Annotated in this window: 22 protein-coding genes and 1 pseudogene; 8 read left to right on the forward strand and 15 right to left on the reverse strand. The window is 70.3% G+C overall.

Translation table 11 applies throughout. From position 1 onward, the window contains the following. Positions 1-19 precede the first annotated feature (19 nt). A complete protein-coding gene (locus M6G65_RS28735) occupies positions 20-490 on the reverse strand; it encodes a hypothetical protein (RefSeq protein ID WP_250103176.1) in 471 nt (156 codons plus the stop codon). A gap of 846 nt (positions 491-1,336) precedes the next feature. Between M6G65_RS28735 and M6G65_RS28740 the strand changes: the two genes are divergently transcribed. After that, positions 1,337-1,624, forward strand: coding sequence for a GCG_CRPN prefix-to-repeats domain-containing protein (locus tag M6G65_RS28740; RefSeq protein ID WP_308445181.1), 288 nt, complete (start codon positions 1,337-1,339; stop codon positions 1,622-1,624). A gap of 63 nt (positions 1,625-1,687) precedes the next feature. Here the strand turns inward: M6G65_RS28740 and M6G65_RS28745 are convergent, their stop codons facing one another. The 4 genes from M6G65_RS28745 to osmF all read right to left on the reverse strand — a co-directional run bounded on the left by M6G65_RS28745 (position 1,688) and on the right by osmF (position 5,572). Further along, positions 1,688-2,428, reverse strand: a complete 741-nt coding sequence (locus M6G65_RS28745; RefSeq protein ID WP_238194673.1) for an ABC transporter permease — start codon at positions 2,426-2,428, stop codon at positions 1,688-1,690. Continuing rightward, on the reverse strand, positions 2,425-3,357 hold the full coding sequence (locus M6G65_RS28750; RefSeq protein WP_250103177.1) for an ABC transporter ATP-binding protein: 933 nt from the start codon (positions 3,355-3,357) through the stop codon (positions 2,425-2,427). The genes M6G65_RS28745 and M6G65_RS28750 overlap by 4 nt, the downstream gene beginning before the upstream one ends. Next, on the reverse strand, positions 3,354-4,562 hold the full coding sequence (locus M6G65_RS28755) for an ABC transporter permease (protein WP_238194675.1): 1,209 nt from the start codon (positions 4,560-4,562) through the stop codon (positions 3,354-3,356). The genes M6G65_RS28750 and M6G65_RS28755 overlap by 4 nt, the downstream gene beginning before the upstream one ends. 101 nt (positions 4,563-4,663) lie before the next feature. Continuing rightward, positions 4,664-5,572: a glycine betaine ABC transporter substrate-binding protein OsmF gene (gene osmF / locus M6G65_RS28760; protein ID WP_238194676.1), complete on the reverse strand. Its 909-nt coding sequence runs from the start codon at positions 5,570-5,572 to the stop codon at positions 4,664-4,666. Between the two features lie 342 nt (positions 5,573-5,914). Here osmF and M6G65_RS28765 point away from each other — a divergent pair, with 342 nt between their 5' ends. The 3 genes from M6G65_RS28765 (at position 5,915) to M6G65_RS28775 (ending at position 9,234) form a co-directional block, all read left to right on the forward strand. After that, on the forward strand, positions 5,915-8,272 hold the full coding sequence (locus M6G65_RS28765) for a putative bifunctional diguanylate cyclase/phosphodiesterase (protein ID WP_238194677.1): 2,358 nt from the start codon (positions 5,915-5,917) through the stop codon (positions 8,270-8,272). Continuing rightward, positions 8,269-8,745 carry a BLUF domain-containing protein gene (locus M6G65_RS28770; RefSeq protein WP_238194678.1) on the forward strand — a complete coding sequence of 159 codons (477 nt, stop codon included), beginning with the start codon at positions 8,269-8,271 and terminating at the stop codon, positions 8,743-8,745. The genes M6G65_RS28765 and M6G65_RS28770 overlap by 4 nt, the downstream gene beginning before the upstream one ends. Positions 8,746-9,054: 309 nt before the next feature. Further along, on the forward strand, positions 9,055-9,234 hold the full coding sequence (locus M6G65_RS28775; protein ID WP_250103178.1) for a hypothetical protein: 180 nt from the start codon (positions 9,055-9,057) through the stop codon (positions 9,232-9,234). Between the two features lie 30 nt (positions 9,235-9,264). On the opposite strand, the pseudogene M6G65_RS28780 reads toward M6G65_RS28775, so the two are convergent. From M6G65_RS28780 to M6G65_RS28795, 4 genes and pseudogenes are all read right to left on the reverse strand, one after another. Continuing rightward, positions 9,265-10,736: pseudogene (locus tag M6G65_RS28780) on the reverse strand (protein adenylyltransferase SelO). A gap of 60 nt (positions 10,737-10,796) precedes the next feature. Next, a complete protein-coding gene (locus tag M6G65_RS28785) occupies positions 10,797-11,726 on the reverse strand; it encodes an oxidoreductase (RefSeq protein ID WP_238194681.1) in 930 nt (309 codons plus the stop codon). A 72-nt stretch (positions 11,727-11,798) separates the two neighbouring features. After that, a complete protein-coding gene (locus M6G65_RS28790) occupies positions 11,799-12,845 on the reverse strand; it encodes a phosphatase PAP2 family protein (protein WP_250103179.1) in 1,047 nt (348 codons plus the stop codon). 115 nt (positions 12,846-12,960) lie between these two features. Then, positions 12,961-13,221, reverse strand: coding sequence for a hypothetical protein (locus M6G65_RS28795; RefSeq protein WP_238194683.1), 261 nt, complete (start codon positions 13,219-13,221; stop codon positions 12,961-12,963). A 138-nt stretch (positions 13,222-13,359) separates the two neighbouring features. Between M6G65_RS28795 and M6G65_RS28800 the strand changes: the two genes are divergently transcribed. Continuing rightward, the gene (locus M6G65_RS28800; RefSeq protein ID WP_238194684.1) at positions 13,360-13,578 is read left to right on the forward strand and encodes a hypothetical protein; all 219 of its coding nucleotides are present in this window, start codon (positions 13,360-13,362) and stop codon (positions 13,576-13,578) included. Between the two features lie 46 nt (positions 13,579-13,624). On the opposite strand, the gene M6G65_RS28805 is transcribed toward M6G65_RS28800, so the two are convergent. The 3 genes from M6G65_RS28805 to M6G65_RS28815 all read right to left on the reverse strand — a co-directional run bounded on the left by M6G65_RS28805 (position 13,625) and on the right by M6G65_RS28815 (position 15,292). Further along, the gene (locus M6G65_RS28805) at positions 13,625-14,164 is read right to left on the reverse strand and encodes a Ros/MucR family transcriptional regulator (RefSeq protein WP_250103180.1); all 540 of its coding nucleotides are present in this window, start codon (positions 14,162-14,164) and stop codon (positions 13,625-13,627) included. 353 nt (positions 14,165-14,517) lie between these two features. Further along, the gene (locus M6G65_RS28810) at positions 14,518-14,820 is read right to left on the reverse strand and encodes a hypothetical protein (RefSeq protein WP_250103181.1); all 303 of its coding nucleotides are present in this window, start codon (positions 14,818-14,820) and stop codon (positions 14,518-14,520) included. 106 nt (positions 14,821-14,926) lie between these two features. Beyond that, positions 14,927-15,292, reverse strand: coding sequence for a hypothetical protein (locus tag M6G65_RS28815; protein ID WP_238194686.1), 366 nt, complete (start codon positions 15,290-15,292; stop codon positions 14,927-14,929). Between the two features lie 111 nt (positions 15,293-15,403). On the opposite strand from M6G65_RS28815, the gene M6G65_RS28820 reads away from it, so the two are divergent. Beyond that, entirely contained in the window at positions 15,404-16,162 is a 759-nt protein-coding gene (locus M6G65_RS28820; RefSeq protein WP_238194687.1) for a CDP-diacylglycerol diphosphatase, read from the forward strand. Between the two features lie 79 nt (positions 16,163-16,241). After that, positions 16,242-16,577, forward strand: a complete 336-nt coding sequence (locus tag M6G65_RS28825; RefSeq protein ID WP_250103182.1) for a hypothetical protein — start codon at positions 16,242-16,244, stop codon at positions 16,575-16,577. A 30-nt stretch (positions 16,578-16,607) separates the two neighbouring features. Here the strand turns inward: M6G65_RS28825 and M6G65_RS28830 are convergent, their stop codons facing one another. Next, positions 16,608-16,841: a DUF2171 domain-containing protein gene (locus M6G65_RS28830; protein WP_192706235.1), complete on the reverse strand. Its 234-nt coding sequence runs from the start codon at positions 16,839-16,841 to the stop codon at positions 16,608-16,610. Positions 16,842-17,092: 251 nt separating this feature from the next. Then, positions 17,093-17,260, reverse strand: coding sequence for a hypothetical protein (locus tag M6G65_RS28835; protein ID WP_192706236.1), 168 nt, complete (start codon positions 17,258-17,260; stop codon positions 17,093-17,095). Between the two features lie 170 nt (positions 17,261-17,430). Between M6G65_RS28835 and M6G65_RS28840 the strand changes: the two genes are divergently transcribed. Then, positions 17,431-17,676: a hypothetical protein gene (locus tag M6G65_RS28840; protein WP_250103183.1), complete on the forward strand. Its 246-nt coding sequence runs from the start codon at positions 17,431-17,433 to the stop codon at positions 17,674-17,676. A 17-nt stretch (positions 17,677-17,693) separates the two neighbouring features. Here the strand turns inward: M6G65_RS28840 and M6G65_RS28845 are convergent, their stop codons facing one another. Further along, on the reverse strand, positions 17,694-17,882 hold the full coding sequence (locus M6G65_RS28845; RefSeq protein WP_238194689.1) for a hypothetical protein: 189 nt from the start codon (positions 17,880-17,882) through the stop codon (positions 17,694-17,696). Between the last annotated feature and the right edge of the window lie 47 nt (positions 17,883-17,929).

Consider the following 17,929-nt stretch of genomic DNA (forward strand, 5'->3'; position numbering starts at 1 on the left):
GGCCCCGGAGGCTACGCCCTCAGTTCGGCTTGGCGCTCGCCACGGTGTTGGTGAAGCTGTAACTGCCGAGCTTCTCGCCGACCACCTGCACGGCCCCGTCCGTGAGCGTGTTCAGCCGGCGGGAGCGGATCTTCATCGTGCCGGATAGGCCGGCGAACTTGCCCGTGCCGCCGATCCACTCGCCCGTGCCCTCGTTCGCCGCCCCGAGCGGCTGCACCGGATAGTCCCACTTCTCGAACACGTGGTCACCGTCGGCATCGACGTAGTCGCAATAGCCGTGGTTCTCGACCGTCTTGGCGGTGTTGTCGATTAGCGGCGCGGAGGTGCAGCGGCCGGCCATGTTGTGCAGGAGCTTCCCGCCGGACTCGTTGACGGCCGTCATCATGTTGATCGTGGCGGACGCCATGCGGTTCTCGCCGATCATCACAGGTTTCGGCGCGGCCGGAATCGTCGCGGTGTAGGTGATCCGGAATTCGCCCTGGCGCGGCATGTCCTCCGCGGCCGACGGTCCGGAGCTCAGAAGCAGCACCCCAAGTGTCGCTGCCGTACAGGTGACGAGCGATGTTGTCCGTCTGTCCCTTCGTGTCACGGTAACCTCCCTATCAGGCGCAGAGAAGGCCGTTTGATACCGATCGTCGTCCCGAGGTCTGGCCCTCCGAATCGATTGCGCCAATCGAAGAGTGATGCTGACAAAATCAATATTCAATAATTCTGTGTAACTGATGCTGTACATTGTATGGCCCGCGATGGAGCGGCCCAAATTCATGTCCCTGAGGTGGTGCAATTCTCGGTGACGTTGGCCCGCGCCCTGATCGTGCTGCATGTCCGGAGCTGTTCGTCGTGGCCGGTCGCGGACCATGGCTGAGGGCGTCGCGAACCGTGCGCCCGTAGCCGCAGAGCTCTGCATCGAGCTCTTGGTTGTCGGCGGTCGCTGAAGCGGCGGCCTTGGTGCTCCGTTCTATATCGAGGAGCGGAAGGAGCGCCGCCGAATTGAGCGGAAGCCTAGGCCGCACCTCCCTCGGCATGGCGGCGGGACGGCTGGACGGCTCCGATGCGCCTCCCGTCCCGCGGCCGCGCCCTGGTGCGGTCTCCGGCATGTGCTCGTAAGCACAGTGTCGGAACCGGATGGCCGTATCCGGGCAAAGCGCAGGTTTCCGGCAGGGCTTCGCGCTCAATCGTGGGCCGGCCTGCGCACATATTCGTGAAGAAACGCTTTCTCTGTCTGGATGTTTCGGGTGCACTTCCGGCTTTTCGCAAACGGCCGGGCATCATCGGACGACATCTCGATCGAGCGTCGCCGCGTGATGGCTTTGCTTACGGTTGACAGGAGGAAGACATGCGAATGAAGCTTGCAGGCGCCGCTCTCCTCGCGCTCGGCACCCTGACCGCCACAATCGACACGGCGGACGCCGCGCAGGGCTGCGGCCCCGGGTTCCACAGGGGCTTCTACGGCTGGTGCAAGCCCAATTGGCGCCCCTACGCCTACCGCCCGGTCTACTACGCGCGGCCGGTGGTCTACGGCTGGCACCGTCCCTGGGCCTGGCGCCGCGTCGGCTGGCACCGCCCCTGGGGTTGGCACCATCATGGCGGCTGGCGTCACGCGGCTTGGCACCACGGATGGTGATCGGGTGAAGGCCGCGGAGCCGGCACGCGCGTGCCGGCTCCCGTCCAAGGCGTCCCATCGCTCCTAGGCATGAGACCCGGCCCGGCGCGCCGCTCCGGTTTCGAGCGCGCGCAGGCCGGCGTCGATCAGGATCGCCAGCGCCGAGACCACGAGGCCGCCCTGCAGGACGTAGGCGGTGTTGCCGGTGAGGAGGCCGGAGACGATGACCTCGCCGAGGGTGCTGGCCGCGACTGTCGAGCCGATCGTCGCCGTCGCGAGGCCGATGACGGCCGAGAGTCGGATCCCCGAGAGGATCATCGGCAGCGCGAGAGGGAGCTCCACCTGCACGAGCCGCTGGCGATCGGTCATCCCGATGCCGCGTGCCGCCTCCATCAGCGCCGGATCGAGGCCCTCCAGGCCGGTCAGGGCCGTCTCGAAGATCGGCAGCAATCCGTACAGGACGAGGGCGATCAGCGTCGGGACCGTGCCGAACCCGAAGATCGGCACCGCCAGCGCCAGGACGGCGACCGGCGGGAAGGTCTGGCCGAGATTGGCGAGCGCGCGGGCGAAGGGCAGGACGTCGCGCCCGGCCGGCCGGGTCGCCGCGATTGCGGAGCCCAGGGCGAGCAGGCTGGCCGCCAGGGTCGCGGCGGCGACCAGCAGGAGGTGGTTGACGGCCAGCGTCAGGAGCGGGGTCTGCGCGTAGATCGGCGGGGTGCCGGCGGGCGCGAACGGCCGGAACAGCCCCGCAAACGCCTCCGGCGCCGCCAGGAACGCGACCAGCAGGACGAGCAGCGCGGCCTTCGGGATCGACGCCCGGCTCACGGGCCCGCGCCCTGCGCCTCGAGCCTCGCCCGCGTCACCCGGCCCAGGATGACGCCGTCGCGGCTCACCGGCAGAGCCGGGCGCTGCGACCACAGGCTCTCGGCCAGGGCATCGCGCACCGAGGTGCCGGCCGGGATCGGCGCGCCCGGCGCCGGGCCGGGCTCGGCGAGATCGTCCACGAGCCGCAGGGCCATGAGCTGGAAGGCGCGGTCGCCGCGGCCGAGCAGGGCGCCGACGAATTCGGTCGCCGGCGCGCCGATCAGAGCCGTCGGGTCGGCCTCCTGGACCAAGCGCCCTCCATCCATCACGGCGATCCGGTCGCCGAGGCGCAGGGCCTCGTTCATGTCGTGTGTCACCAGCACGATCGTGGTGCCGTAGCGCTGCTGGATCGCCTTCAAGTCGTCCTGAGCCCGGCCGCGGATGATCGGATCGAGGGCGCCGAAGGGTTCGTCCATCAGCAGGATCGGCGGCTCGGCGGCGAGGGCGCGGGCGACGCCGATCCGCTGCTGCTCGCCGCCGGAGAGCGCCGCCGGAAGGCGGTCGCGGTAGAGCGCCGGATCGAGACGGAACAGGGTGAGGAGTTCGTCGACCCTGGCGGCGATCCGCGCCCGCTCCCAGCCGAGGAGTTTGGGCACCGCGCCGATATTCTCCGCGACGGTGCGGTGAGGAAACAGCCCGTGCCCCTGGATGGCGTAGCCGATCCCGCGGCGCAGCGCGTGGGGCGGGACGGTCCGGACGTCCCGGCCCGCCACCCGGATCGTGCCGGCGCTCGGCTCGGCGAGGCGGTTGATCAGCCGCAGCAGGGTCGTCTTGCCCGAACCCGACGTGCCGACCACCGTCAGGATCGTTCCGGCCGCGACCCGCAGGCTGACATCGGCCACGATCGTGCGGCCGCCGACGACGCGGCTGACATGCGCGAGTTCAATCATGGGGTCCGGTCCGCCGCCCGGCCGCGACTGAGGTCGATGACCGCATCGAGCAGCACCGCCGCGCCGCTGGCCATGGCCACCGTCGGCAGCGCGCCGAGCAGCACGAGGTCGCCCGCGTTCTGGCTGATGCCCTGGAAGACGTACACGCCGAGACCGCCGCCGCCGACGAGCCCGGCGATCACCGCCAGCCCGATATTCTGGACGAGCACGATGCGGATACCGGTGAGGATGGCCGGGAGGGCGAGCGGCAGCTCCACCTGTACCAAGCGCTGCCGGTCGGTCATGCCGACGCCCCGCGCGGCGTCGCGCACCGGCCCGGGCACGGCGTCGAGGCCGGCGACGGTCGCGGCGGTGACCGGCAGGAGCGCGTAGGCGAACAGGGCCACGAAGGCCGGTGCGGCGCCGATCCCCGCGATGCCGAGATCCGCCGCCCCCGGGACCGTCCGGCCGATCCAGGCGAGGGGAGCGATCAGCATCCCGAACAGGGCCATCGACGGGATCGTCTGCACGACGTTGAAGACCGAGAGCAGCGCCGCCCGTAAGGTAGGGACCGGATGGGCCAGGATCGCCGCCGGGATCCCGACCAGGGCGGCGGCAGCCACCGAGGATAGGGCGAGGCCGGCATGGGTCCGGACCTCTCGGCCGAACGTGTCGGAGCGGCCGACATATTCCCGCAGCACCGAGAGGTTGTCCCAGAACCCGGAGCGCAGGACGAGCCCTACGAGGGCTGCAACGAGCGCCAGCGCGCCGATCTGCAGCGCCGGGCTCGGCCGCAGCCGCGCCAGCCCGTCGCCGGCCGCGAGGCCGGCGGTCGCGAAGGCCAGCCACCAGCCCGCATCCAGGGAGATCCGGCCGTAGCGGTCGCCGGGCGGCGTCAGGTGATCGGCCGCCCAGCCGGCCGCGAGGCAGAGCAGCCCGAGCGCGGCACTCCCGGCGGCGAGGCGCAGGCCCGGTGCGATCCGCAGCGCGAGCAGCGGCGCGACGCATCCGAGGACGGCGCCGAGCGCCAGGGCTTGGCCAAGGGGCAGGGCCGACCACGCCATCAGGGGCGTACCCAACGCGATCCGGTTCGGGCGCGCCGTCACCAGCGGCAAGGCGAGGAGGCCGAGGCCGAGGAGGGCCGCGAAGACAGAACCCAGCGGGTCGGCCCCCGGCCGGGCCGGGCGGAAACCGGCGCGCGCCCGGGCCGCCATGTGTCCGCTCATCCGGTGCTCCGAGCGCGGCCGTAACTGCCCCGCACTAGAGCCGTTTCCCGCCGCGTTGCAATCCGGGGCGGCTCTAAAGGCCGTGCTCCGGCTGAGGGCGCCTAGGGCACGAAGCCGTTCCGCCTGAGGAAATCTGCCGCGACGGACGAGGCCGGCTCGCCGCCGAGCTGCACGCGGCCGTTGAGCTCCTGCAGCGTGGCCAGATCGAGCCTGCGGAAGATCGGATCGAGCACCGCGGCGATCTCCGGATGCGCCTTGAGAACCGGCCCGCGGACCACCGGCGCCGGCTGGTAGACCGGCTGGACGCGCTTGTCGTCCGCCATGACGACGAGCCGCGCGACGGTGAGGCTGCCGTCGGTGCCGAACACCATGGCGGCGTTCGTGCCCGAGGTGCCCCGCATCGCCGCGGCGATCGTGCCGGCGGTGTCGCCGCCCGACAGGATGACCAGCTGGTCCGGCCTGAGCGCGAAGCCGTAGGCCTTGCCGAAGGCCGGGAGCGCGGCCGGCGCGGAGACGAATTCCGAGGACGCGGCGAGCTTGATCCGGCCGCCGCCGGCCACGTAGCGGCCGAAATCGCTCATCGTCCGCAGGCCGTTGGCCTGGGCGATGTCCGCGCGGACCGCGATCGCCCAGGTGTTGTCGGCCGAGGCCGGATTCAGCCAGACGAGGTCGTTGGCCTGGAGATCGAGGGTCCTGGCGGTCTCGTAGGCAGCGCCCGGATCCTTCCAGACCGGGAGGTCCGCCTTGCTGAAGAAGAACGCCGCGTTGCCGGTATATTCCGGGTAGATGTCGATCTGGCCCTCGAGCAGGGCCTGGCGAACGATCGGCGTGGCGCCGAGCTCGATCTTGTCGACGGTCGGCAGGCCCTTGGCCTTCAAAGCCTGCAGGATGATGTTCCCGAGGACGCCGCCCTCCGTATCGAGCTTGGACGACACGACGATGCCGGCCGCCTGCGCGCCGGCCACCGTCAGAAGCAGCGCGAGGAATCCCACCAGAAGCCGCTTCGTCATCGCGTGAGACATCCCGTCTGCGTCATCCGATCCTCCGTAGCGCTTTTCGCCAGGGGGTTCAGGACCGAGACGGAGGAGGCCGTCGAGCGCGAAGCCTCGCGGGCGTCGCGACAGAGGGGCGGCGCAGGTCCAGGACCGGCGACTCGGCGCAAATTGTCGCGCCCTCGGACTTCGACCGCAACACATGTTGTGTTGTTCGCTGCGCGACAGTTCGAACCATAACGCAGATTAACGGATTGGGGATGAAGACTGATCTTTCGTGAGGTCGGAGTAACTTTCGCTGCTGGCTATAGGGGTTTTGATTAACAGGTCGAGCCTAGGCCTTAAGCCTCGGAGCTTGCCATGCGATCCGTCTATACGTGCCTCGCCGAGGCACATGACCACCGACTCATCCTGCTCGCTGCGGCCATCTGCATCACGGGCGTCTACGGCTCGTTCTCGGTGGCAGCTCACGCGGCGCGCTCGATGGGGCGTGCCGCCTGGACCTGGGGCGCCGCCGCCATCGTGGCGTCGGGCTGCACCGCCTGGGCCACCCACATGGTCGCGCTGCTCGCCTTCAGGCCCGGCATGCCCGCCGGCTTCGAGCCGACCCTCACGGCCCTGTCGCTCCTGATCGCCATCGGCGGCATCGGGATCAGCATCGGGTTCGTGATCGGCCAGCGGGATCGGGCGCGCCGGTTCGCGGCCGGCCTCGCCCTCGGGATCAGCATCGCGGCGCTGCACTATCTCGGCGAGGCCTCCTACTTGGTCGCCGGGACCGTGGTGTGGGATCCAGCCCTCGTGGCCGTCTCGCTGGCGGCGAGCCTGCTGATGTTCGGTGCGGCCCTGATGGTCGCTGGCGAGCGGCGTCGTCCGTGGCGCCGGGCTGCGGCACCGCTGCTGCTTGCGGGGATCGGTGTCCTCCATCTCGGCGGCATGGCGGCAATGACGCTGACCTTCGATCCGGAGCGGCCGCTGCCGGCCGAGGCGGTCCCGCCAGAGGTGGTGGCGCCGATCGTGGCGTGCGTCTCGTTCGGGCTCCTGACCCTGGCCCTCGTCGGCCTGCGCCTGACCCTGAGCGCCCGGGCGCAGGCCCGGCGGGACCAGGAGCGCCTGCGTGAGCTGGCCAACCTCGCCGTCGAAGGTCTCGCCGTCTGCGACGGCGAGACCATCAAGACCGCCAACCGGAGCCTTGAGCAGATGTCGGGTGTCGGCGCCGGTGCGCTGAGCGGCCGCCGCCTGTCGGATGTCCTGCCCGGCCTCGTCGTCTCGGCCCTGCCCGAGCGCGAGGAGCGGGAGGCCGAGCTGGTCGGCGCCGACGGGCAGAGCGTGCCGGTGCGCGTGCTGCGCAGCGAAGTCCCCCTCGGCAGCGGGCTCCAGACCGTGCTGGCCGTCCGCGATCAGCGGGAGCGCCTGCAGACCGAGTCGCGGATGCGCATGCTGGCCTATTCGGACGCGCTGACGGGCCTGCCGAACCGCGCCCATTTTCACGACCTGCTCGCCCGCCACGCCGCGTCCTGCGGCGAACGCGATCAGCCCTTCGCGGTCTTCATTCTCGATCTCGACCGGTTCAAGCTCGTGAACGACACCCTCGGGCACGGTCTCGGCGACACGCTGCTGCGCAAGGCGGCCGAGCGCCTGACGGCGGCGCTGGGTGCGCAGGATCTGGTCGCGCGGCTTGGCGGTGACGAGTTCGCGGTCCTGCAGGCCGCCCCGGACGGTCCCGAGGCGGTGCAGGCTCTGGCCGCGCGCATCATCGAGCTGATCGACCGCCCGTTCCTGATCGACGGTCAGCTCGTCAATGTCGGCGCCTCGGTCGGCGCCGCGCTCGCGCCGGCGGATGGCCGCGAGCCGGGCACGCTGCTGCGCAACGCCGACCTCGCGCTGTACAAGGCCAAAGCGGATGGCAAGGGCACGTTCCGCCGGTTCGATCCCATGCTGGACGCGCGCGTCCAGGCCCGGCGCAGCCTGGAGGCGGACCTGCGCCGCGCGATCACGGTGCAGGAATTCGAGCTGCACTATCAGCCCCTCGTCGATGCGCGCACGGGCCGGATCACCGCGGCGGAAGCGCTGGTGCGCTGGCGCCATCCGGAGCGCGGCCTCGTTCCGCCTGCCGATTTCATCCCGCTCGCCGAGGAGACGGGTCTGATCGGACCGCTGGGACAATGGGTCCTGCGCACGGCCTGCACCCAGGCGGCCCGCTGGCCGTCGCACATCCGGGTGGCCGTCAATCTCTCCCCGGCCCAGTTCCGGGACCTCCGCCTCGCCGAGACCGTGAAGGCGGCGCTCACCGCTTCCGGTCTCGCCGCGGACCGCCTGGAGCTGGAGATCACCGAGGGCGTGCTGCTGGCCGACGAAGAGCGCACCCTCGCCACCCTGACCCGATTGCGGGCGGCGGGCGTCAGCATCTCGATGGACGATTTCGGGACGGGCTACTCCTCGCTGAGCTACCTGCGCCGCTTTCCCTTCGACAAGATCAAGGTCGACCGATCCTTCGTGCGGCAGCTTCCGGGCGACCCGGAGAGCGCCGCTATCGTCCGGGCGATCATCACCATGGGGGCGTGCCTCGGCATGACCATCACGGTCGAAGGCGTCGAGACGGCCGAGCAGTTCGCCTTCACGGCCGCCTCAGGTTGTGACCAGGTGCAGGGCTATCACGTCAGCCGCCCGCTGCCGGAAGCGGAGTTCCTGTCGTTCGTCGACGCGCGCGAGGCCGCATGACTCCCAGGGACCGCTCCGACCTGTTCCGGCTGGTCTACCGCAGCCGCAGCGCGATCGCGGGCAGCCCTGCGGAGGTGCAGCGCATCGTCGGCGCCATCGTGGCGGCGTCCCAGCACCGGAATGCCGGAGCCGGCGTCACCGGTGCGATGCTCTTTGCCAGCCTGCACTTCGTGCAGGCTCTGGAAGGGCCGGCCTCCGCCGTGGAGGCGATCTTCGACCGGATCTGCTGCGACCTGCGCCATACCGGCATCGAGGTGGTCGAGTGCGGACCCGTGCTCGAACCGGCCTTCGGCAGCGGGCCCATGAGCCACCTGGTGCCGGATGCCGATGCCGGCGCCTTGCTGGACCGGCTCGACAGCGAGGCCGAATGCGTCGAGGCCGCCGCGGCGGCGATGAAGCTGATGCTGGCGCTGCTTCAGACAACGGCTGCCGGGCAGGATCGCGAGCCGATCCCATTCATGCGCGCGTCCTGAAATCCGGGCGCAGCCGGCCGCGAAGCCGCATTCCCTCAGGTTCTCCACGCGGCTCCGGCGCTTCACGAACAGGGCAGGGTGATCACAGGGCGTGATCACGTGAAGCGACCCGCGGTACGCGAGCTTCGCCGCATCCCTCTCGATGAAGATCCGATCAAAGCGTCGGAGGCTGGTTAAAATCGATTAACCTTTACGTCAGCCTGCAATGAACGGCTACGGTCCGTGTGATTTATGCTCGCATAGGTTGTTTTAAGATCGGGCCGAGTGAGGCGTATGTCGTATTCGATCTTCGTTCGCGATCGCGCCCAGATGGATGGGCGGTCCCCGCAACTCCTGGCCTATGACATCCATGATCGTTCGGCGGCGGCGGCGCTCGTGTCGCTGATCGCCACCTCGTACCGGGATCATGGGTTCAATCCGGCGACCCGCGTGCACTGGTTCCGGGCCGACGGCAACGTGCACGAGATCTATACTTGGCCCCACGCCTGAGGAAGCTCTGAGCCGAGACCCCACCCTGGGTCAGGTACCGCAGAACGTCCGGTAGCCGACGCCGCCCCCGCGGGTGCCTCTGCGTAGGCAGCGTTCTCCGGCTGCTCAGCGTAGGGCCGGGACAGCACGGTCAGAAGCGTCTCGAAGGGGGCGAAGTCGCTCCGCTCCACAGCAGCTTCGATCATCGCCTCCACGCGGTGGTTGCGCGGGATGAAGGCCGGGTTGACCGCCCGCATCGCCGCGGCGGTCGCGGCGGGGTCGCGGCCCTCCAGGGCCAGCCGCGCGCGCCAGCGGGAAGCCCAGTCATCGAAGACCGTGGGATCGGCGAACAGGTCGCGCACCGCCACGGCCTCCGGCCGCTCTGCCGCGGCGCACAGGTTCCGGAACGTCAGCGTGAAGTCGGCTTGGTTCTCGGCCATGCGCTTGAGGAGGTCGCCGGCCAGCGCAGGGTCGCCCTCGCGTGTCTCGCCCAGACCGAGCTTCCGGCCGAGTCCGCCGTGATAGGCGGCCTCAAAGCGCGCCGCGTAGCCGGCGAGCGCCGCTTCCGCCTCGGCGACCGCAGCGCTCTCGTCGTCGGCGAGCAGCGGCAGCAGGGTCTCGGCCAGCCGCGTCAGGTTCCAGAGGGCGATGCGCGGCTGCTCGCCGTAGGCGTAGCGCCCGTTCCGATCGATGGAGCTGTAGACCGTTCGGGGATCATAGGCATCGAGGAAGGCACAGGGGCCGTAATCGATCGTCTCGCCGGCGACCGACATGTTGTCGGTGTTCATCACGCCGTGGACGAAGCCCACGAGCAGCCAGCGCGCCACCAGCTCGGCCTGCCGGGCGATGACCGCTTCCAGCAACGCCCGGTAAGGGTTCGCCGCCTGCGCGGCCTCCGGATAGTGCCGGTCGGCGACATGGTCGGCAAGCGCCCGCACGCCCTCGACATCGCCCCGCGCCGCGAAGAACTGGAAGGTGCCGACCCGGATGTGGCTGGCAGCCACGCGGGTGAGGACCGCGCCGGGCAGCAGGGTCTCGCGCACCACGGGTTCACCCGTCGCGACGGCGGCGAGCGCGCGCGTCGTCGGGATGCCGAGCGCCGCCATCGCCTCGCTGACAAGGTATTCGCGCAGCACCGGACCGAGCGCCGCGCGCCCGTCGCCGCGCCGGGAGAACGGCGTCGGGCCCGAGCCCTTGAGCTGGATGTCGCGGCGGTGTCCCATCCGGTCGATCACCTCGCCGAGCAGGATCGCGCGGCCGTCGCCGAGCTGCGGCACGAAGTTGCCGAACTGGTGCCCGGCATAGGCGGCCGCGATCGGATCGGCGCCGTCCGGCACACCGTTCCCGGCAAGCGCCGCCACGCCCTCGGGGCCCGACAGCCAGTCCGGGTCGAGGCCGAGCGCCTCGGCCAGCGCCCGGTTCAGCCGGATCAGGCGGGGTGCCGCCACGGGCGTCGGCGCACGGCGGGCGTAGAAGCGCTCCGGTAGGCGGACGTAGCTGTTGTCGAAGGGAAGGGCTGTCATCGTCAGGATCTATGGAAGGGGTGGCGGGCGGGCAAGCGGAGCCGCGCGGTGGGTGCGGGGTCAGACGGCGCAGCGGATCCCGGTGAGCGCCTCGGACACCGACCAGAGCCGCTCCGCCGTGCCTTTGTCCCGGGCGTGCGCGGCGATGTCGGCGCGGGTCGGATGGCCCTTCAGCTCCCAGATCCCATCCGGCCCGTAATAGGCGCCGCCTTCCGCCTCGGGCGCCGTGGCGGCGAAGAGCAGCGGCAGCGCTCCCTGTGCGGCGGACTGGCCGATCACCGAGAAGATCGCGTGCCCGGCGAGCCGCTGGACCGGCCCGGCCCGGTCACCGCGCCGGAAGACATCCGTGCGGGCCGCGCCGGGATGGGCCGGGACGGACCGGATCGGCGAGCCGGCCGCCTTCAGCCGCCGGTCGAGCTCGAGGCCGAACATCAGCATCGCGAGCTTCGACTGCCGATAGGCGCGCTGCGGGCCGTACGAGCGGGCAAGCTGGAGATCGTCGAAATGGATCCGCCCGGGCCTGTGGGCGAGGCTCGCGACCTCGACGATCCGCGAAGCCGCATCCTGTCGGACGAACGGCAAGAGCAGGCCGGTCAGGGCGAAATGGCCGAGATAGTTCGTGCCCAGCTGGCGCTCGAACCCGTCCTCGGTCGCCTCGCGGTTCGGCACGGTGGCGATGCCGGCGTTGAGCAACAGGATGTCGATCGGTCGGCCCTCGGATTGCCACCGCTCGCCGAAGGCCCGGACGGAGGCGAGGCGCGCCGTGTCGAGGGGCTGAAATGCGAGCCGGGCGCCCGGGTGCCGTCGCCGGATCGATGCCATCGCGCGCTCGGACTTCGCCGCGTCCCGGGCCGCGAGGATGATTTCGGCGCCGGCACCCGCCAGTGCGAGCGCCGCCTCGTAGCCGATCCCGCTGGTGGCGCCGGTGACAACCGCGCACCGGCCGGCCTGGCTCGGCATGGAGCGGGTCGTCCATCGGGTCTGGGGCATGGTCCCTCGCTTCTCCGCTGTCCGGCTAATCTCCCGGATACGCGCTGGTTCGCGGTCCCGCTGCCGCATCCCTCAAGCGTCGGCCGCACCGATCGCGCCGGCGGTGGGCGGTGGACATTCCAGTGCGGTGACCGGCTCGCGGCGCCGGCCCCTGGACCGACATGCGAGGGCCGCCCCCGCGAGCAGCGCCCCGGCCAGCACGTCCGGCAGGTAATGGCCGCCTGCGCCGATCGTCGCGATGATCACGGCGGCGTTGAGCAGGATCGCGAGGGGCCCGAGCACCGGGACCGGGGCCAGCGCCCAAGCGGTCAGGATCGCCAGGCAGACGTGGAAGGACGGGAATGTCGCGAGGCCCCGCAGGTCGCCGAGCGCGAGCGTGTCCAGCGTGCCGGTCCGCAGCCGCGCCACCGGCTCCAGGTGCCAGAGCGCCCCGACCGTCTCCAAGTGCTCCGCCGGAACGATCCGCGGCGCGTAGTACGCGTAGGGCCCCAGCGCCGGCAGCAGCGCGGCGACGACGATCACGCACAGGAGCGTCACGGAAAACAGCCGAATGTAGGTCCACAGCCGCCCGAGCCGGCGGGCGGCGCTCAGCGCGATCACCACGAGACCGACCTGCGGTCCGCTGGAATGGTACGCGAGCGCCAGCCACCACGACAGGGTCGGATGCCGGGCCAGGAAGGCCACGTAGCCGGTCCAGTCGAAGCCCAGGCCGGCCTCGAACCGGGCCAGCGTGCCGTCGGCGAAGGGCAGCGCGAGCCCCGCGGCGAGGAAGTGCAGGACCGCCACCGGGACCGTGAAGGCGATCAGGAACGCGCTCCCCAGGGCCATTCCCCGTAAGGGCGGGTCCGACTTCAGCGTGCTCAGGCCGGCGGCCGCGATCAGGAGGACCGCGACGGCCGCCGCCGCGAGCGCGAAGCCCACCGGTTCGGCATCGATCCGGGCGATCCGCATCCACACGGCATCGATCCCGACGATCGCGAGGGCGAGTGCCCAGAGGCGGGAATCGGGGGCGGCGATCCCGGACGTGTGCCGGTGCAGGCGCCGGAGCCAGGGACAGGTGCGGGCTCGATCGGGCGCGGCGGGTTCGCGATGGTCTTGAACGACCCCGTCTTGACGCATGATCCGGTCCAGCTCGCCCGCCACAGCCGATGCTTGGCCGCGACAGGGAGACTCCCGAAGGCCGCATTGGTTCGCGCGCGGACGCTTCGAGTCCGTCCGCACTGCGTCGCGCGGTCTAGCGGCCCGAGGCCGGCGCCTCTCCGCTCGTCGGCGGCTTGCCGGTGCCGACAGCGCCTTCGGTGGGCGGCACCGCGGAGGGATGGGTCACGGCCTCCGTGGCGGTCTTGCCCGGTTCCTGCGTGTCGGCGGCCGGCTTGCCGGCGGTCTCGGCCGGCGGCGCCTGCCCGGGGCTGGCCCTGTCCTGCGCCGCGACCGTTGCCGGGACGCCGATGACGGTCGCGGCGGCGAGAAGAAGGGCGGGGATCGATCGGTTCAAGCGCGGCTCCCTGGCGTTCAAGCGGGGCAACGGCTGCCCGCCCGCCTCGTTCCGGGCATGGGAACACCATCCCGGTCCCGCGGTTCGCCGGGCATCCGCCGCAACCGCCGGCGGGTGTGACGAACCCGAGAGGCATCGATGGCAGGCAGCAAGACCCACGACCTCGAGATCCGGACGATCGAGCACAAGGAGGGGCCGAACGTGCCGGCGGGCGGCGGTGCCAGGATCCGCAACAGCCCGCCGCGCGCGCCGCGCAGCCAGTCCCAGCAGGAGAGCCGGGATCATCACAAGCACAACAACGCCGGTCAGGACGGCCACGGGCCGCAGAAGCACAGCCCGGCCGAGGAGAAGCACTGACCGGCGGCGTTCCGGCCTCGACTCGCGAGAGGCCGGGCCGGAACGCTCACGCCTCGGCGTCGGCCTTTCTGGACTTCCGGCCCTTAGCGGTCTTCGTTCCCCGACCGGCCGACTCCGAAGCCGCCGGGGCGGTTTCGGACACCTCGGCGCGCTTCGCGGCCGGAGCCCGGCGCTTGTGGCCGAGGCCGGCATTGCGGGCGAACTCGGCGCGCATCGCCGAGTAGGCCGACGCCGTGGTCGGATAGTCCGGCGGAAGGCCGTAACGCTGCCGATACTGCTCGATGGTCATGCCGTTGCCGGTCAGGTGACGCTTGAGCGTCTTGTAGGGCTTGCCGTCGATGAAGCTGATCAGCGCGTCCGGCGTGATCGACTTCTTGATCTGAGCGGGCGTCGCCTTCTTGAACTCCGGCTCAGCCGGAGCGGAGGTCTGGCCGAGACCGGTCAGAGCAGCATGAACGCCGGACAGAAGCGTCGGCAGATCAGGGACCGGAACGGAGTTGTTGGCCACGTAAGCCGAAACGATGTCGGCGGTCAGTTCGGCGAAATCGATCTGGTCTTGGTTCGGGACTGAAGTGCTGTCGTCCATTAGCGCCTCTCACGCGGGAGTGAGCCATGAACGTGGAGTCTCTTCTCCGCAGTCAAGTGCTTATCTGCAAGAAGAGAACCGATAATCGCCGTTATCTACCGTATCTGCGGCCCAATACCAACATAGATCAGTGGACCTGCTGCTTACAGATAAAATGAGTTACAAAGTGCTCGGGGCGTGGGTTCTCCTGGTCCAGCGTGTCCGGTCGGACGAAGCGAACGGCGCGCGGACATTTACGGCGCGTTAACTCTGCCGTGATCTGTCGGGACGCCGCTCCGGCTTTGGGGACAGAAGCCGAACGGCAGGCGGGTCGAGCTCTGTCCCTCAGGCTCGACCCGCGCCTTCGTCAGCGCTTAGGCGCTGGCGGCGTCTCCGAGCGGCGTGGCGATGGCGCCCCGCTTGCCGGACGGAACGACAGCCTGAAGAACCCGCGCCGGACCGGCCCCGTATTCTGCCCGGTAGGTCCGCTCCAGCGTCATCAGCGTCCGCATGGGTGCCTCCGCCAAGTCGAGCAGGCGCGCGTCTCGCCAGCGAAGCTTGGTCAGTCCGCCGCGCCCGAACCAGCGCGGCCGCTCTTCCTCGGCGAGCAGGACCAGCTTGCCCGTCCACGTCTTGCGAAACCAGAATCGTCCCGTGAGTTTGGCCGCGCCGAACATGCCGCACCTCGCGTGTGACCCCCGCGGGAGCAACGCTCGGAAAGCTCGGCAGTTTCCGGGCCCGGCCGCGTGCCGGCCACCTGAACGGGCCGGCGCCGGACCGGATTCATCCACCCGCCCGAGCGTTCAGGCGTCGGCTCGCCAGACTTGCGAGCGCGAGACCCGCGACCGCACCCGCCAGCGCGGCACCGGCCTTCACCAGGAAATCGTCGAACCGGCCATGGCGCGTGCCGGTCAGGGTCTGCGCCGCCTCTAGGCCACCGGCCAGGAGAATGCTGCCGATCAGGATCCGCCGCCAGTGCTTCGGATAGCTCACCATCATGAGCAGCCCAGTCAGCGCATAGGCTGCAGCCCGCTCGACGCTGGGATTGGCCGTCACCACCGGCCGGAGTCCGAGCGGCACGAGGGTGACGGCGACGATGAGGACGACCAGAATCCAGGTCGCGGTGCGCACCAGGCCCAATCGCTGCATGTCCGATCTCGGCATCGAAGCTCCGTAACATTGCACTGACAGCGCGAGCCTACAGTGATCGTCGACCGTGGCTTGTAGCATACTGGCTGCCGAGGACCGGAAGACCGCATCATGCGCCGGCTGCTGATCGTCGCCACCCTGCTCGCCGTCACGTCGGTATCGGCTGCCCGCGCGGCCAACCCGGTGCGGGACGTGCTGTGGGTCGCGCTTCAAGGATGCGTGCTCGCCAAGAAGGCGGCCGGCCGGAGCTTCCCGTGCCTGTCCGTCGATCTCGGGGACGGCGAGCGCCCGGGGACGGCGGTGCTGCGCGCGCCGGGCCAGCCGACCCATACGGTCGTGATGCCGACCGACAACGTGTCGGGCATCGAGGCGCCCGTGCTCCAGGGGCCCCGCGGTGCGGCCTACTGGCGGGCGGCGCTCGCAGCCCGGCACGCCGTGTCGGACGCGCTGCAGGGCCGGCTGCCCATTGCGGCGGTCGGCCTTGAGGTGAACTCGGTGGGCGGCCGCAGCCAGGACCAGCTGCATATCCACCTCGACTGCATGCGCCGGAGCGTCATGGCCGCCCTGAAGGCGCATGGACCCGCGGTCGGCGAGACCTGGGCGCCGTTTCCCATCCCGTTCGGAAAGACGCGCTACCTCGCCCTCCGGGTTCCGGCCGATCGGGTGGAGGGCTTCAATCCGTTCGCGGCGCTCGCCCGCGTGCCGGGCTGGCAGGGAAAGCTGCATGACGTCAGCTTCGCGGTCGTCGCGGCCGACCCCGAGAACCCGCAAGCCGGTATGATCGCCCTGGCCTACAGGATGCCGGAGGCCAGTGCCGAGGATCTCATGGATCACAGCTGCCGGGCGGCCCGATCGCACCGGGCCGAATGAGCCGTCGGCGCGCCGAGCAGGCTGTACTGTTGCCGATACGTTCTATCCGGCCGATGCCGCGATGGGGCATAGGAGGGGCATGCGCATGCCGGTGCTCAGCCTGTCCGCGATGCTCCTCCTGGCCGCCCCTCCGGCGGTCGCGACACCGGCGGCCAATCCGGCCGATCCGCGGGCGCTGGAGCAGGCCTGGCACCGCTGCCTGCGCGAGGCTTACGCCCACCAGCCGTCAGGGCAGGGCCGTGCCGGCGACGAGCGCAACGCCCTCGGCGAGTGCAAGCCCCGCGAGGACGCGCTGGTCGCGGCCCTTATGTCGGGGCGTGGCGTCGAGGACGGCCGCAGCGGAACGGTCTGGGCGCGCACCTGGGCGGCCTTCGTAGAGCCGCTGACAGCCTGGTTCGGTGCGCTGCGGCGCTGACCACCGCGGCGTTCCGGTCCGGCCTGCCGATCACGACGTCGACCACTCGCGCTTCACCTCGTCGGCCGGCCGGTCCAGGTGAACCTTGCCGTCCGTGACCGACTGCACGAAGTCGAGGGGGATATAGTGGTGCAGGCCGCCCGCCGCGGCATCGCGCTTCGTCAGCTTGATCTCGCCTTTGTCGACATGGTCGACCGTCCCGACATGAACCCCATCAGAGCCGACCACCTCGGCATGTTCTTGGATCTGCGCAGCATCGGCCATCAGGATCCTCCCGGTTTCTCCAAGACAATCGAGCCGGTCCGGACCCGTTCCGAGCGGAGCAGGCGCCGCGACGATCTTCGCGGCGACGCCGACTGTCCTGCCGGCCCGGGTCGCACCGTGGAGGCTGCGATCTAGACGGGCGCGCGTGGGCAGGAACAACGACCGTCGTCACCGCGACCGCGCTTGCGGCGCCTCAGGCCGATGGAAAGACCACGATATGTCTGGAGGCGATCAGACGGACGGGTGTCCGGTCAGGCGCCACCGATGCCGGTGGTCACCTTGCCCGTGCCCTGGCACTCGGTACAGGTCTTGTCGGCGACCTTGCCGGTGCCACCGCAGGCGCGGCACAGATTCTCGCCGGTTCCGGACGTGCCGGGAGGAGCTTCGTCGCCCGGTTTGGCAGGGTCGGTATCGCCCATCGTCCTCTCCCTTCTGAGATGTTGTTCCTCGACAGGATTCAACCAGAGCGGGAGGATGCTGTTCCTGTTCGCGTCTTCGGCTAGGCCATCGCCTGGAGGAAGCCGATCTCCGCGGCGTCACACCGCGCCGGACACGCCGAACCGCGGCGTCGGCGGATCGTTGGGCGATCATGACCGACCCGACCCACACGCCGCACCTGGACCCCGTCGCCGAAGCGCGACGCCGCGAGATGGCCACCGAGCATCTGCTGTTCGGGACAATCCGCTTCCTGGCTCAGCGCCATCCGGAATTGCTGGACGAACTCGAGGGCAGCCTCGACCACCTTTGGGACAAGGTCGAGGGCGAGGCGCGGGATGATGCGGCCGTGCGCAAGATCGCCAGCCGCATCGTAAAGAGCTTACGGGCCGAGCGGTGAGCCGGCCCGGTCCAGCGTCAGCGCTGGCCGCCGTCGTTCAACCGGATGGTCGGGATCATCTCGACAGCCTTCGCGGTCACACGTTCGAAGACCTCACCGGTCAGGCCACGTTCCGTCGCCAATTTCCTGATGCGCTCCGCGTGCTGTGACAGTGTAAGGCCATAATAGGTCTTGTCTGTCGCCTGCTCGACAGCCTCGTTCGCCACGCCGTAACTCCTGTTCATGGTGAGTGGGGCCACTGATTTGGTCGAAG

Origin of the sequence: Methylobacterium tardum (assembly GCF_023546765.1) — a bacterium.
GTDB classification, from domain to species: Bacteria; Pseudomonadota; Alphaproteobacteria; order Rhizobiales; family Beijerinckiaceae; genus Methylobacterium; species Methylobacterium tardum.

Bases quoted from the DNA above. Each gene is read 5' to 3' on its own strand.
- M6G65_RS28790 (WP_250103179.1), bottom strand. From the start codon at position 12,845: ATGCGTCAAGACGGGGTCGTTCAAGACCATCGCGAACCCGCCGCGCCC.
- M6G65_RS28830 (WP_192706235.1), bottom strand. From the start codon at position 16,841: ATGGCCGATGCTGCGCAGATCCAAGAACATGCCGAGGTGGTCGGCTCT.
- M6G65_RS28740 (WP_308445181.1), top strand. From the start codon at position 1,337: ATGCGAATGAAGCTTGCAGGCGCCGCTCTCCTCGCGCTCGGCACCCTG.
- M6G65_RS28820 (WP_238194687.1), top strand. From the start codon at position 15,404: ATGCGCCGGCTGCTGATCGTCGCCACCCTGCTCGCCGTCACGTCGGTA.
- M6G65_RS28810 (WP_250103181.1), bottom strand. From the start codon at position 14,820: ATGTTCGGCGCGGCCAAACTCACGGGACGATTCTGGTTTCGCAAGACG.
- M6G65_RS28835 (WP_192706236.1), bottom strand. From the start codon at position 17,260: ATGGGCGATACCGACCCTGCCAAACCGGGCGACGAAGCTCCTCCCGGC.
- M6G65_RS28825 (WP_250103182.1), top strand. From the start codon at position 16,242: ATGCGCATGCCGGTGCTCAGCCTGTCCGCGATGCTCCTCCTGGCCGCC.
- M6G65_RS28805 (WP_250103180.1), bottom strand. From the start codon at position 14,164: ATGGACGACAGCACTTCAGTCCCGAACCAAGACCAGATCGATTTCGCC.
- M6G65_RS28815 (WP_238194686.1), bottom strand. From the start codon at position 15,292: ATGCAGCGATTGGGCCTGGTGCGCACCGCGACCTGGATTCTGGTCGTC.
- M6G65_RS28840 (WP_250103183.1), top strand. From the start codon at position 17,431: ATGACCGACCCGACCCACACGCCGCACCTGGACCCCGTCGCCGAAGCG.
- M6G65_RS28800 (WP_238194684.1), top strand. From the start codon at position 13,360: ATGGCAGGCAGCAAGACCCACGACCTCGAGATCCGGACGATCGAGCAC.
- M6G65_RS28755 (WP_238194675.1), bottom strand. From the start codon at position 4,562: ATGAGCGGACACATGGCGGCCCGGGCGCGCGCCGGTTTCCGCCCGGCC.
- M6G65_RS28785 (WP_238194681.1), bottom strand. From the start codon at position 11,726: ATGCCCCAGACCCGATGGACGACCCGCTCCATGCCGAGCCAGGCCGGC.
- M6G65_RS28775 (WP_250103178.1), top strand. From the start codon at position 9,055: ATGGATGGGCGGTCCCCGCAACTCCTGGCCTATGACATCCATGATCGT.
- M6G65_RS28765 (WP_238194677.1), top strand. From the start codon at position 5,915: ATGCGATCCGTCTATACGTGCCTCGCCGAGGCACATGACCACCGACTC.
- M6G65_RS28770 (WP_238194678.1), top strand. From the start codon at position 8,269: ATGACTCCCAGGGACCGCTCCGACCTGTTCCGGCTGGTCTACCGCAGC.
- M6G65_RS28750 (WP_250103177.1), bottom strand. From the start codon at position 3,357: ATGATTGAACTCGCGCATGTCAGCCGCGTCGTCGGCGGCCGCACGATC.
- M6G65_RS28735 (WP_250103176.1), bottom strand. From the start codon at position 490: ATGCCGCGCCAGGGCGAATTCCGGATCACCTACACCGCGACGATTCCG.
- osmF (WP_238194676.1), bottom strand. From the start codon at position 5,572: ATGACGAAGCGGCTTCTGGTGGGATTCCTCGCGCTGCTTCTGACGGTG.